The 13,057-nt window shown below is 74.6% G+C and carries 11 protein-coding genes; 5 read left to right on the top strand and 6 right to left on the bottom strand.

The features are described from left to right. Window positions 1-124 precede the first annotated feature (124 nt). Together ACFW1A_RS30645 and ACFW1A_RS30640 are read left to right on the top strand one after the other, a co-directional pair. A complete protein-coding gene (locus ACFW1A_RS30645; RefSeq protein WP_380414486.1) occupies window positions 125-1,480 on the top strand; it encodes a radical SAM protein in 1,356 nt (451 codons plus the stop codon). Continuing rightward, on the top strand, window positions 1,477-2,571 hold the full coding sequence (locus ACFW1A_RS30640) for an aminotransferase class I/II-fold pyridoxal phosphate-dependent enzyme (RefSeq protein ID WP_380414484.1): 1,095 nt from the start codon (window positions 1,477-1,479) through the stop codon (window positions 2,569-2,571). Before ACFW1A_RS30645 ends, ACFW1A_RS30640 begins: the two co-directional genes overlap by 4 nt. Here the strand turns inward: ACFW1A_RS30640 and ACFW1A_RS30635 are convergent. Then, window positions 2,538-4,040 carry a PHB depolymerase family esterase gene (locus ACFW1A_RS30635; RefSeq protein WP_380414481.1) on the bottom strand — a complete coding sequence of 501 codons (1,503 nt, stop codon included), beginning with the start codon at window positions 4,038-4,040 and terminating at the stop codon, window positions 2,538-2,540. The genes ACFW1A_RS30640 and ACFW1A_RS30635 overlap by 34 nt on opposite strands. 285 nt (window positions 4,041-4,325) lie before the next feature. Here ACFW1A_RS30635 and ACFW1A_RS30630 point away from each other — a divergent pair, with 285 nt between their 5' ends. After that, on the top strand, window positions 4,326-4,778 hold the full coding sequence (locus ACFW1A_RS30630; protein ID WP_380414479.1) for a hypothetical protein: 453 nt from the start codon (window positions 4,326-4,328) through the stop codon (window positions 4,776-4,778). 68 nt (window positions 4,779-4,846) lie between these two features. Here ACFW1A_RS30630 and ACFW1A_RS30625 read toward each other — a convergent pair whose 3' ends face one another. Genes ACFW1A_RS30625 through ACFW1A_RS30605 form a run of 5 tightly spaced genes read right to left on the bottom strand, consistent with a single transcriptional unit; the run spans window position 4,847 to window position 9,546 of the window. Beyond that, window positions 4,847-5,914 carry a branched-chain amino acid ABC transporter permease gene (locus ACFW1A_RS30625; protein WP_380414477.1) on the bottom strand — a complete coding sequence of 356 codons (1,068 nt, stop codon included), beginning with the start codon at window positions 5,912-5,914 and terminating at the stop codon, window positions 4,847-4,849. Next, a complete protein-coding gene (locus ACFW1A_RS30620; protein ID WP_380414475.1) occupies window positions 5,911-6,777 on the bottom strand; it encodes a branched-chain amino acid ABC transporter permease in 867 nt (288 codons plus the stop codon). Before ACFW1A_RS30620 ends, ACFW1A_RS30625 begins: the two co-directional genes overlap by 4 nt. Beyond that, window positions 6,777-7,493 (bottom strand): ABC transporter ATP-binding protein, encoded by a 717-nt coding sequence (locus ACFW1A_RS30615; protein ID WP_380414473.1) that lies wholly within the window; start codon window positions 7,491-7,493, stop codon window positions 6,777-6,779. Before ACFW1A_RS30615 ends, ACFW1A_RS30620 begins: the two co-directional genes overlap by 1 nt. After that, window positions 7,490-8,284, bottom strand: a complete 795-nt coding sequence (locus ACFW1A_RS30610; RefSeq protein ID WP_380414471.1) for an ABC transporter ATP-binding protein — start codon at window positions 8,282-8,284, stop codon at window positions 7,490-7,492. Before ACFW1A_RS30610 ends, ACFW1A_RS30615 begins: the two co-directional genes overlap by 4 nt. 5 nt (window positions 8,285-8,289) lie before the next feature. Continuing rightward, the gene (locus tag ACFW1A_RS30605) at window positions 8,290-9,546 is read right to left on the bottom strand and encodes a substrate-binding domain-containing protein (RefSeq protein WP_380414469.1); all 1,257 of its coding nucleotides are present in this window, start codon (window positions 9,544-9,546) and stop codon (window positions 8,290-8,292) included. Window positions 9,547-9,929: 383 nt separating this feature from the next. Here ACFW1A_RS30605 and ACFW1A_RS30600 point away from each other — a divergent pair, with 383 nt between their 5' ends. Continuing rightward, window positions 9,930-11,876, top strand: a complete 1,947-nt coding sequence (locus tag ACFW1A_RS30600; protein WP_380414467.1) for a potassium transporter Kup — start codon at window positions 9,930-9,932, stop codon at window positions 11,874-11,876. Window positions 11,877-12,091: 215 nt separating this feature from the next. Next, window positions 12,092-12,946 carry a phosphatase PAP2 family protein gene (locus ACFW1A_RS30595; protein WP_380414465.1) on the top strand — a complete coding sequence of 285 codons (855 nt, stop codon included), beginning with the start codon at window positions 12,092-12,094 and terminating at the stop codon, window positions 12,944-12,946. Window positions 12,947-13,057: the final 111 nt, after the last annotated feature.

Genomic DNA, 13,057 nt, shown 5'->3' with positions numbered 1-13,057 from the left:
CTGAGCCGGGCACCGGGGCCGGTGGGGAGCGCCGTCGTCGGCTCCCGACCGGCCCCGGTCCGCGCCGCCGGCGGTCCCCGGGGCAGCGTCACCGGTGCGGGGGCCGCTCGGGCATGATGACCCGATGAACCGCAGCGACCAGCGCTTCCACGTCATCGTGCTGTCGAACTTCGCCAGGGGCTTCGACAAGTACGCCCTCGCCTACGGCAAGGCGGGGATCCCGGAGAGCACCTTCCCCGACCGGTTCCACCTGCTGACCCGTGCGGAGTTGGGCATCGGCATCGGCAAGGCGCAGCGCCTGCTGGACCGGCTGGCGATACCGGGCGACCGGCTGCTGGTGCTGGAGACCGCCGTCGACCCCGACCGGCTGGTGCCGAACGCCGCGACCGGGCTCGGCCGGGAACTGCGCGAGCCCCGCATCCGGCTGTCGGCGGTCCACGAGCTCGACCGCGGCCACGACGGTCCTGCGGCCGGGGAGTTCACGCTGCGTCCGACGACCGTCGAGGACGCGATGGCGGCCTCGCTCCAGGTGCACGGCGCGGCCCAGCGCCGCTACCCGGAGCTGCGGCCGCGCTCCGTCTCGGTCCTGCCGGTCGCCGCCGCCTGCCAGGCCCGGTGCGCGTTCTGCTTCTCCGCGGCCTCGATCTCCAGCGACCAGGCGCCCGCCCGGGTCCCGTGGGAGGCCGTCGGCTCCTGGCTGGAGCGCGCCCGTGCGGCGGGCGCCGAGCGGGCCGTGATCACCGGCGGCGGGGAGCCCACGCTCATCCCGTTCGACCAGCAGCTGCGGCTGGTGTCCGCCTGCTCCGCGGCCTTCCCGAAGGTCGTCCTGATCACCAACGCGCACACCCTGGCGAAGGGCGGGCACGCCGACCGGGCCGCCCGGTTGGCCGCCCTGGGTGCCGCGGGCCTGGGCGTGCTGGCGGTCTCCCGGCACCACCAGGACGACGCCGTCAGCGAGCGGCTGATGATGCTCCGCACGCCGGTCGGCGCCGTGGTCGAGACCTGGCGCACGGACCGTGACCGCTGGCCCGGCCTGCAGCTGCGGCTGATCTGCGTGCTCCAGCGCGGCGGCGTGGCCGACGCGGGCGGCGTCGCCGCCTACCTCTCGTGGGCCGCGGCCCTCGGCGTCGAGGAGGTCTGCTTCAAGGAGCTCTACGTCTCGACCAGCACCGAGTCGCTCTACTTCGACCGCGCCGCCAACACCTGGAGCCGGGAGCACCAGGTGTCGCTCTCCGTCGTCACCCGCTTCGCCGAGCAGCACGGCTTCGCCGTGGCGAGCCGGCTGCCCTGGGGCGCTCCGGTCTACCGCGGCAGCTGGGACGGCCGGCCGATGCGGATCGCCGCCTACACCGAGCCCAGCCTGTTCTGGGAACGCGCCAACGGGATCGCCCGCAGCTGGAACGTCCTGGCCGACGGACGCTGCTACGCCTCGCTGGAGGACCGGGCCAGCGAGATCGTCCCGGCAGGAGCGGCGGCATGAGGTTCGACGCGTTCCAGGACTTCCGCCGGCGGCAACTCGCCTCCGACCCCTCGCTGGTGGACGCCGCCGAGACCAACGTGTACCGGGCCCTGGCCCCGCTGCGACCGGACCCGCCCGCCGACCCGGGGACGGTGCACCGGTGCGATCTGGCCCGTGCCTGGCTGCAGCGGTACGAGCTGCCGCCGGAGTGGTCCGGCCGGGCCATGGTCTCCCGCGGGGTCCGCCACGGGCTCGGCACGGTGTTCCCCTGGCTGCACGCCGTCCGGGCGCGGGTGTGGCTGCCCGGCGACGTGTACCCGGTGTACGCCGAGCTGGCCCGCGCCGCGGGCCTGGCGCCCGCGACCTACCCGACGCTGCCGGCGCCGGTCCTGCCGGCGGCCCCGGCGGACGACCGGCCCGAGTACCTGCTGCTCGCCAACCCCAGCAAGCCGCTCGGCCGGTACCTGTCCGATGCCGAGTGCGCCGCGCTGGTCGCGTGGGTGCAGGAGTCGCCGCACCGCCACCTGCTGATCGACAGCGTCTACGACCTGGGGGCCCCGTTCGCGGCCGGCACCCGGCGGCTGCTGTCCACCGGCCGCGCGGTCCTGCTGCACTCGGTCACCAAGGGGTGGCTGTGGCCGCGCTCCTTCGGCGTGGTCCTGCTCGGTGCGGCGCAGGCCGATCTGGCCGGGGCGTTCCGGGCGGATCCGCCGACGCCGGAACAGCTGAGGCTCGCCGAAAGCCTGTTGACCGAGCACGGGGACGTTCCCCGGCAGGTCGCCGACGCACTGGCCGCCCGGGCCGAGCGGTTGTTCGACCGCCTGCCGGCGGAGGTGCTCGGGGCGGTCGCCCCGGCCGGCCGGACCTGTCCCGGCAACTACTTCTTCCCGGTGGACATCCCGGCACGGACGCTCCGGCAGGAGTACGGCGTACTCGCCCTGCCGGTCGGCGTGTTCGGGGAGAGCGCCTGGACCGGTTCCGTCCTGACCAGTCTGGCCGACGCCTTCGGCCCGGACCCGGGGCCCGCCCGCCGGCCGGGTGGGGCGGGCGGGCGGGCCGCCGGGGCGGTGGCGGACCGTCAGGCCGGGCAGCCCGAGTCGGCGATCACGTAGTAGCCCGCGGCGGTCTCCTCCAGGGTGTGGGTGGTGTACAGGTTCCACAGGCCCATCGCCTGGTTCGAGCCGTTCGCGTAGGTGGAACCGCCGCTCTGGTGCGCCCGGCCGGCCACGGTCTGCTGGTAGTTGTCGGCGGTGTAGCAGGTCGGGGTGTAGCCGCCGGTGGTGGTGGCGCTGACGGCGGCGGACCGGGCGCCGACCGTGCCCGCGGAGTCCACCGCGGCCACCGTGTAGCGGTAGCCCGTCCCGGCGGCCAGGCCGGTGTCGGTGAAGCCGGTGCCGGTGACCGCACCGGAGTTCACCTGCGCCCCGCCCCGGTACACGTCGTACGACACCGCGCCGCCGACCGGACTCCACGACAGCGAGACCGAGTTCGCCGTCGTCCCGGTGACCGTCAGGCCGCCCGGGGCGGGCAGGCCGGTGCCGCCGCCGGTCGTGGTGGCGAGTCCCCAGAACTGGGCCGTGTAGTAGCTGGAGCAGAGGGTGGCCAGGAAGTAGGCGCCGGTGCTGCCGCACTGGTCGGTGCCGGAGCCGGGGTCGACCGCGAGGCCGTGGCCCATGCCGGAGATCGAGTACAGCTCGACGGCCGGGTTGCCGGCGGTGTCGTCGTACGTGGTCAGCGTGGTTCCGGCCGGCAGGCTGCGGGTGCCGGCGGGGGTCTGGCCGATGCCCCAGGCGTCGGTCCACTGGTCGCGCAGCTCGGTGCCGTTCACCGCCTGGACCGTCTGGTCGCCGGTGCCCTGCCAGATCGCCACCCGCGGCCACGGGCCGGTGTAGCCCGGGTCGGAGCCGCGGACCTTGTCGCCCCACTGGGCGGGGGTGAGGTTCAGGCTGCCGTTCTGGCACCCGGCGGCGGCGCTCTGGGTGGTGGCGCACTGGGCGGGCAGGCCGGAGTCGACCGCCCCGCCCGCGAACACGTCGGGGTAGTCGGCCAGCAGATCGGCCGTCAGGCCGCCGCCGGCGGACAGGCCGGTGACGAACACCCGGTGGGAGTCCGAGCCGTACAGGGACTCGGCCTTGCCGACCATCTCGACCACGGACTCGGCCTCGCCCTTGCCGCGGGCGTCCTTGGTGGCGTCGAACCAGCTGAAGCAGGAGAGCGGGTTGTTGCCGGTGCCGGTCTGCGGGAAGACCACCGCGAAGCCGTACAGGTCGGCGTACTTGGGCCAGCCGGAGTCGGTGTAGTAGTCGTTCGCGGTCTGGGTGCAGCCGTGCAGGGCGACCACGAGGGGTGCGCCGGCGGGCAGGCCGGCCGGCACGTAGCTGTACATCGCCAGGTTGCCGGGGTTCGGGCCGAAGCCGCTCACCTGCTGGTAGGTCCCGCCGGTCGCGGCCGCGGCCAGGGCGGGCCCGGTGCCGGAGGCGGTGGCGAGGCCGGCCACCAGCGCGAGGACGGCGGTGACGGCGGCGGTCCACCGGCGCGCGGCGCGGGCGGGCGGTCCGGACTTGTGCGGGGAACGGTGCACGGGGGCTCCCTGGGTGGGGGTGGGGGCGGACGCGTCGGCGGACGGCGCGCCGTGGGGGCGGCGCGGGCCGGCGCGGGCGTGCCGTGAAGCATGCGACCCGGGGACGGCCGCCGACATGGGTCGGCGGTCCACCCTTCGGCCCCGCGGCATGTGCCGCGGCGCCACGGGCCGACCGCGGCCCAGGTGATTTTTCTTCAAGACGCCCCGCCCCGGTGCTGGGCATGGTCGGCCTGGATCGGCAGCACGGACGGCGGTGCACCGCCGCACCACGACGAGGGCGAGGTCATGAGCCAGACGATCGGAGCAGCACGGCTCCAACTGGGGCACCGGGCGAGCGTGACCAAGACCGAGGGGATTCGCAGCACCACGTACCACTCGCACTGGCGGCTGTACTCGCTCGGCCTGGACCGGCGGCCGGAGTCGGGGAGCGTGGTGCTCACCACCCGGTGCGGCCACTGCGGCACCCAGGTCCGGGTCGAGGTCGATTCGGACGCGGCCATGGCGCAGAAGCGGAGCAGCCGGCGCACGGGCGGCCGGCTCCTGGTCGTGCTGGCGGTGGGTCTGGTGGTGCTGGCCTGCTTCCTGGGCGCCAACGGTGCCGTCCCGGGCATCGCCGGCCTGTTCGGGCTGTTCGGCGGGTTCGCCGTCGCCGGATCGGCGAAGACGTACCTCGGGGCGAGCGTGGCCAGGGACCAGGCGGCCGCGGTGCGCAACCCGCACCGGATCTTCGCCCGCTGATCGCTGCGCCCCCGGCCCCGGCGCGGCAGACCTGCCGCACCGTGGCCCGGGGCACGCCCGACCCGCCGTCAGCGCCGGGCCCGGGCGGCCCCGATCCGGGCCGGCAGCCCGGCCAGCCCGCCCGGCAGCAGGTGGACCACGGCGACGAACAGGGCGCCGAGCAGGAAGAGCGGCTGCGAGAGCGGCACCCGCAGCACCGTGGGCAGACCGGCGACGGCGCCCGAGTTGGCGAGGTCGCCGAGCCGGTGCGCGGCCCAGGTGTACAGCACACCGCCGAGCACCGGCCCCCAGCGCGTGCCGGAGCCGCCGAGCACGACCATCACCAGCAGCGCGAGCGTGGCGTCGGAGCTCGCCGCCTGCGGGGTCGCACCTCCGGTGAGCAGCAGGTGGACCACCCCGCCGGCGCCGGCCAGCGCGCCGGCCAGCACGAACGACACCAGCTTGAAGCCGTACGGGCGCAGGCCCAGCACCTCGACCCGGCGCTCGTTCTCCCGGATGCCCGCCCAGACCAGGCCGGTGGGCGAGCGGACGGCCCACCGCACGACCACGAGGACGAGCACCAGGTAGGCGAGGGCGATCCAGTACAGGTTGGCGGTGTTCTCGATGCCCACCAGCCCGGCCGGGAGCCGGTCGGCCGGAACGGCGCGGCCCTCCTCACCGCCCGTCAGCCCGCCCGGGTCGCGCTGGACCAGGATCGCGCCCGCCTGGGCGAAGGCCAGGGTGACCATCGAGAACCCGATGCCGGTGGCCCGCAGGCTCACCGAGCCGAGCAGCAGGGCGAGCAGCACCGCGCAGGCCACGCCGAACGGCGCCGCGGCGGCGAGCGGGAGGTGCAGCGAGAGCATCGCCAGGTCGGTGGCGTACAGGCCGGTCGCGAAGTAGAGCGCGTGCCCGAAGGAGAGCAGCCCGGTGTGGCCGAGCAGCAGGTCGTAGCCGGTGGCCAGGCCGCCGTAGACCAGGCACAGCGCGATCAGCTGCAGGCTCCCCGGGCTGCCGAGCGGACCGTCGAGCAGCCCCGGTACCGGCAGCGCGCTGTAGGGGGCGGCGGCGAGCAGGAGCAGCAGGGCGAGCGGCCAGTGGCGCAGCAGGCGCCGCGCCGGTGTCCGGCCGGCGGGGACCGCGGCGGCGGCGGTCATGCGAGCCTCCCGGTGAGTCCACTGGGTCGGACCAGGAGCAGGACGGCCAGCAGCACGACCACCGAGAGGTCGCCGAGTCCCGCGCCGGTGTAGTAGTTGGCGAACTGCTGGACCAGGCCGACGCCGACCGAGGCCACTGCGGCGCCGGTCACCGAGCCGGTGCCGCCCATGACCACCACGACGAACGCGAAGATCAGCAGGCCCGGTCCCTGCGTCGGGTTGACCGAGCCGAAGTACAGCCCGGCCAGCGCCCCGCCGAGCGCCGCGGCCGCACCGCCGATGGCGAAGACCAGGGTGAACGCCCGGCGCACGTCGATGCCCAGCGCGGTGACCATCGCCCGGTCCTCCACACCGGCCCTGACGACCAGTCCGTACCGGGTGCGGGAGAGGAACAGCTTCAGCGCCAGCAGCACCAGCACGGCCGCCGCCATCAGCACGAACCGGTTGCGGGGCACCACCGCGCCGAGCAGGTGGACCGTGCCGCTCAGCGCGGCGGGCTGGGGGAACGGCCGGGCGTCGGCGCCCCAGATCCCCATCAGCAGGGCGGGCACGGCGAGTCCGACCCCGACCGTGGCCAGGATCTGGTCCCTGGGCCGGTGGTAGAGCGGCCGGATCAGCGCGAGTTCCAGCAGCACGGCGGCCAGGGTGCCGACCGCGGTGCCGAACAGCACGGCGAGCCAGAAGCCGGTGCCGCCGGTGGTGGCGGCCCACCACGCGGCGTAGCCGCCGACGGCGAGCAGGGCGCCGTGCGCGAGGTTGAGCACGTCCATCAGGCCGAAGATGAGCGACAGGCCGGAGGCGACCAGGAAATAGAGGGCGCCCAGGCCCAGACCGGTGCAGCCGAGCAGGACGAGGGTACCCATCAGGAACCGCCCTTCGACGGTCGGTGCGTGCCGACGCCGAGCAGGCGCCGGGCGGCCTGCTCGTCGGCGAGCAGGTCGGCGGTGGGGCCCTGGTGGGCGGTCCGGCCGTCGGCCAGGACGACGCAGGGGCCGGCCACCCGGCGGACCAGGGCGAGGTTCTGTTCGACCAGCAGGACCGGCACGCGCTCGGCGACCCGGGCGAGCACGTCGGCGACCTCCGCCACGACCTTCGGGGCGAGCCCCTTGGTCGGCTCGTCGGCGATGATCAGCCGGTTGCCGTTGAGCAGTGTCCGGCCGATGGCCACCATCTGCTGCTGACCGCCCGACAGGGTGCCGGCCGGCTGCTTCTCGCGCTCCTTGAGCTCGGGGAAGAGCTGGTGGACGAGCCGGTAGTCCGGCGCCGCGTCGCGCTCCGCCAGCCGCAGGTTCTCCGCGACGGTGAGTCCGGCGAAGACGCCCCGGTCCTCCGGGGCGTAGCCGATGCCCTGCCGGACCACCCGGTGGGTGGGCAGGCCGGTCAGTTCGGTGCCGGCGAACCGGGTGCTGCCGGTGCGCGGGACCAGGCCCAGCACCGCCTTGACGGTCGTGGTCTTGCCGGCGCCGTTGCGCCCGAGCAGCGCGGTCACCCCGGTGGCGGCCACGTCCAGGTCGACGCCGTGCAGGATGTGCCGGCCACCGATGACGACCCGCAGGTCACGGACCTGGAGCAGGGTCACAGCGCCTCCCCGAGGTAGGCCTGCTGCACGGTGGCGTCGGCCATGACCGCCTCCGGCGTGTCGAGGGCGAGCAGCGTGCCGTGGTGCATGACCGCGAGGCGGTCGGCCAGGCCGAGCAGGACGTCCATGTGGTGCTCCACCATCAGCACGGTGCGGCCCTGGTCGCGGTGGACCGAGCGGATCAGCTCCACCAGCGCCGGCACCTCCTCCGCGCTGACCCCCGCCATCGGCTCGTCCAGCAGGATCAGCCGCGGGTCCCCGACCAGCAGCACCGCGAGTTCGAGCTTGCGCTTCTCGCCGTGGGACAGCGCGCCGGCCGACGCGTCGGCGCGGTGGCCCAGTCCGGTGCGCTCCAGGACGTCGGCCAGGGCGGTGCGGTAGCGCCCGGCCCGCCGCCACCAGCGGTACGAGGCGCCCGGGCCGGCCGCCGCCTGGGCGGCCAGGCGCAGGTGCTCGGCGACGGTGAGGCCCGGCCACAGCGAGGAGGTCTGGAAGGTCCGGCCAATGCCGAGCCGGGCCCGGGCCGGCACGGACAGCCCGGTGATGTCGGCGCCGTCGAGGGCGAGCGAGCCGTGGGTGGCCGGGTGGATGCCGGAGACGAGGTTGAACAGGGAGGTCTTGCCGGCGCCGTTGGGGCCGATGAAGGCGAGGAACTCGCCCTCCCGGACGCGGAAGGAGACGTCCTTGACGATCGGCACGCCGCGCACCGACCAGCCGAGGCCGCGCAGGTGCAGGACCGGGGTGGCGACGGCCGCCGGGCCCCGGGCGGGCGCGGGGGCGGTTCCCGACATCCGGCTCAGCCCGCGATCGGGGTGACGGGCGGCGCCACCTGGTCGGCGGGGAGGGTCTTCAGCACGGTCGGCCGGGCCGCGGCGCCCACCCCGGTCAACTGGACCTGGTACATCGGCTGCAGCAGTGCGTGGTCCTCGGCGCGGACGGTCAGCCGGCCCTTGACCCCGTCGAAGCTCCACCCCTCCAGCGCCTTGACCAGCACCGAGGTGTCCGCCGCCGAGCCGTGGCCGGCCTCGACGGCGTGGACGACCATCTGGGCGGCGGTGAAGCCGTCGGGGGTGAAGATGTCGGGCGTGCCGCCGTCCTTGGCCAGCGCCGCGGTCATCGCCTTCTCCACGTCCGTGCCGGCGGCGCCGCCGAAGTAGTGGTCGAGGAAGGAGATCTTCTCGCCGGCCGCGCCGAACAGCGGGTAGGAGGCCGCCAGGTCCAGGCCGGTGACCACCTTGGTGGCGGCGAACACGTCCTGCTGGTTGAGCGAGGTCCACAGGGCCGACGCGGTGTCACCGGCCCACGCGACGAACAGCAGGTCGGGCCTGGCGGCCTTGGCCTGGGTCGCGAACGGGGTCAGGTCGGTGGCGCTCGGCGGGGCCAGCACCGCGTCCACGCTCGCGCCCTGCGCGCCGAGCACCGCCTTGACCGCCGCCACGTTGGCCTGGCCGAAGGCGCTGTCCTGGGCGAGCACGGTGACCTTCTTGCCGGCGGCGTCGCCGAGGAACGCGGCGGCGGCCCGGATGTCCTGGTAGGACTGCCGGCCGGACCGGAAGGTGTACGCGTTCAGGCCGGTGACCTTGTCGGCGGCGGCCGGACCGCTGATGAACAGCACCTTGTTCTGCGCGGCGATCGGCGCCACCTGCAGGGCCACGCCGGAGGCGGTCGAGCCCGCCAGGATCCTGCAGCCCTTGCCGATCAGGTCCTTGGCCTCGGAGACGGCCTTGGCCGGGTCACCCGCGTCGTCCTGCTCGGTGAACTCGATCCGGTGGCCGTCGACCGCGTCGGTTCCCTTGGTCGCGTAGTCCAGTCCGGCCTTGAAGCCCGCCAGGTACTGCTTGCCGTACGCGGCCAGCGGCCCGGTCTTCGAGTAGACCAGTCCGACCTTGACCGGCTCCTTGGCGCCGCCCGCGTCGGACGCCGCCCCGGCCGTCCCGGCCTTGGCGCACCCGGCCACGAGCAGGCCGGCGGCGGCGAGCACGGCCGTCCTGCGCCCGAGGCGGCGGGCGCGGGCGGGCGCGGTGGATCTGACCGGACGTGCGGACGTCGGCATGGTTCGGCTCCTGACGTGCTGGGTTGCGGCCTGGGGATGCCGGAACCGTAGAACCGCGGCGCGGCGCGCGACATGTGGCGCGGCACCGCACCGGTCCGGCCCGTCATGGCACCGGCCACCATGCCGGGCTGACCCGGCGGCAGGCCCGCGGCGGTCCGCCCGGGCGGCTGACGCACCGTCGGACCGCCACCCGTCAGCGTCACCGGACGACGCCCGCGGACGACGCCGGTGGACCACGCCGGTGGACGCCGGTGGACGACACCGCACCGCCGATCGGATCATCGCAGCGCGCCGATCAGCGGCGGCCGGGGTCGGCCGCTGTAACGTCCGCCGCAGCGCACCAGCCCCGAGCAGGGCAGCCCGCCCGGAGGAGGACCACTGCCATGGCCGATCGCGGGGCCGCACGGCGACCGCCGGAGGGCCACCGGCCGGGCGAGCACGACACGGCGCGCGCGGCGCTGGTGATCGGTGCCCTCGGGGTGGTCTTCGGCGACATCGGCACCAGCCCGATCTACACCCTGCAGACCGTGTTCAACCCGGACGACCCGCACCCCGTGCCCGTCACCTCCCAGAACGTCTACGGGGTGGTGTCGCTGGTGTTCTGGTCGGTGGTGGTCATCGTCCTGGTCACCTACGTGCTGCTCGCGATGCGCGCCGACAACGACGGCGAGGGCGGCATCATGGCCCTGATCACGCTGCTGCGCCGGTCCGGCTCGCAGCGCAGCCGGCGGGTCACCGCGGTGCTGGCCGCGCTCGGCATCTTCGGTGCCTCCCTCTTCTTCGGCGACAGCATGATCACCCCGGCGATCTCGGTGCTCTCCGCGGTCGAGGGGCTCAAGGTGGTCGAGCCGTCGCTGGACAGCGCCGTGGTGCCGGGCACCGCGGCGATCATCGTGGTGCTGTTCCTGGTGCAGCGCAGGGGGACGGCGGCGGTGGGCCGGGTGTTCGGCCCGGTGATGATCGTCTGGTTCGCCGTCATCGGCACCTGCGGCGTGACCGGCATCGTGGACCACCCGCAGATCCTGCGGGCGCTCTCCCCCGGCTACGCGCTGGGGTTCCTGGTGGGCCACTTCGGCACCGCGTTCTTCGCGCTGGCCGCCGTCGTGCTCGCGGTCACCGGCGCCGAGGCGCTCTACGCCGACATGGGGCACTTCGGCCGCCCGGCGATCACCCGCGGCTGGCTGTTCCTCGTCTTCCCCGCGTGCATGCTGAGCTACCTCGGCCAGGGCGCACTGATCCTCGGCGACCCGAAGAACATCAGCGGCCCGTTCTTCCTGCTCGCGCCCGGCTGGGCCCGGCTGCCGCTCGTCGTGCTCGCCACCGCCGCGACGGTGATCGCCTCCCAGGCGGTGATCACCGGCGCCTACTCGGTCGCCTCGCAGGCCGCCCAGCTCGGCTACCTGCCGCGGCTGCGGATCGCCTACACCTCCGAGTCGACCATGGGTCAGATCTACGTCCCCTGGGTCAACTGGCTGCTGATGGTCTCGGTGCTGACCCTGGTGTTCGCGTTCCGCAGCTCGGCCGCGCTCGCCTTCGCGTTCGGCATGGCGGTCACCGGGACCATCACCATCACCACCCTGCTCTTCTTCTACGTCGCCCGTTCGCGGTGGCGGACGCCGGTCTGGCTGCTGGTCGGCGGCGCGAGCCTGCTGCTCCTGGTCGACCTGCTGTTCGTGGCGGCCAACGTGACCAAGCTGGTGCACGGCGCCTGGCTGCCGCTGCTGATCGGGATCACCGTCTTCACGGTCATGACGACCTGGCAGCGCGGCCGCCGGCTGGTCACCGCGGAGCGCGAGCGCCGCGAGGGGCCGCTGCGCGAGTTCGTCGACCGGCTGCGCAGCGGCGAGGTACCGACGGTCCGGGTCGCGGGCACCGCCGTCTTCCTCAACCGGGGCAAGCAGACCGCACCGCTGGCCATGCGGGCCAACGTGGCGCACAACCGGGTCCGGCACGACCACGTCGTGATCGTCTCCATCGAGACCGAGACCGTGCCCCGCGTCCCGGCCGACCGGCGGGTGGTCGTCGACGCCCTCGGCACCGCCGAGGACGGGATCATCCACGTCGCCGCCCGCTACGGCTACATGGAGACCCCGGACGTGCCCGGCGCCCTGGCGCTGCTGGACCCGGCCGACACCGAGGGCCTGCTCGACCTGGACCGGGCCTCCTACTTCCTGTCGAAGATCGAGCTGCGCCGCGGGCCGACCCGGACGATGGCCCTGTGGCGCAAGCGGCTGTTCATCGCCACCTCGTACATCACCGCCGACGCGGCCGAGTACTTCGGCCTGCCCGGCGACCGCACGGTGATCATGGGGTCGCACATCGAGATCTAGCGGGACTCCACGCGCACCTGAGCGATGCCCAGAGTTCAGCCCCAGGTTCCAAGAGTTAAGATCCACGAACGGGGTGGGGCACACGAACGAGTGCTCGGTGTCCACAGGGAGTGGGGGATCATGGAGATACGGGACGGCATACCCGGGCCCTCGGCGGCTCACGGGCCCGCGCACGGGCGGCCCGCCCCGGCGCGCCCGCGCCCCGGGAGGGCCCGGTGCTGAAGAACGACTACGCCTACCCCGCCACCGACACCGCGACCGACCCGGCCCGTACCGGGGTGGCCGCCCCCGTGCGGGGCCGGGCGCCGGAGCCGGCGCCGCAGCGGCGGGCCTGGTGGCGCCGGGGCCGGTGGGAGCTGCTGCTGCTGGTGTACGCCGCCTACGACGGCAGCCGACTGCTCGTCAGCGGCAACCGGCTGCAGGCCGAGCAGCACGGGCGGGACCTGCTCGCGGTGGAGCGGGCGGTCGGCCTGAGCCCGGAGCACTGGCTCAACCGGGCCTTCGCCGACCACGGCTGGCTCGGCATACCCGCCGACTTCATGTACGCCACCCTGCACTACGCGGTCACCGCGGTGGTGCTCTTCTGGGTGTGGCGGTTCCGCCGGGCGCACTACGTCCACGCCCGCAACTGGCTCCTGCTGACCACGACGCTCGGCCTGGTCGGCTTCGTGGGCTTCCCCACCGCACCGCCCCGACTGCTCGACAGTTCCTCGGGCTTCGTGGACATCCTCGCGCAGCACGCCTCGCTCGGCTGGTGGAGCGGCGGCGGCGGCGTGCCGAAGGGCCTCGCCGCGCTGACCAACGACTACGCGGCGATGCCGAGCCTGCACGTGGGTTGGGCGCTCTGGTGCGGCCTGCTGGTGTACCGGCTCGGCCGCAACCGCGCGATCCGCGTGCTCGGCCTGCTCTACCCGGCGACCATCGCCGTCGTGGTGATGGGCACCGCCAACCACTACCTGCTGGACTGCGTGGCCGGCGTCCTCGTGACCCTCCTCGGCCTGTGGGGCACCGGGCTGATGATGCGCCTGGGCGCGCGGATCGGCGCGGTGCGCGCCGCCCGCCGCGGCTGACCGACCGTCCGACCCGACGCCGACAGCCCGGCCGGATTCCTCCGGCCGACCCGACGCCGACAGCCCGGCCGGATTCCTCCGGCCGACCCGACGCCGACAGCCCGGCCGGAT

This window comes from Kitasatospora sp. NPDC058965, assembly GCF_042741245.1.
GTDB lineage: Bacteria > Actinomycetota > Actinomycetes > Streptomycetales > Streptomycetaceae > Kitasatospora.
This window is presented reverse-complemented; position numbering and strand designations above follow the sequence as displayed.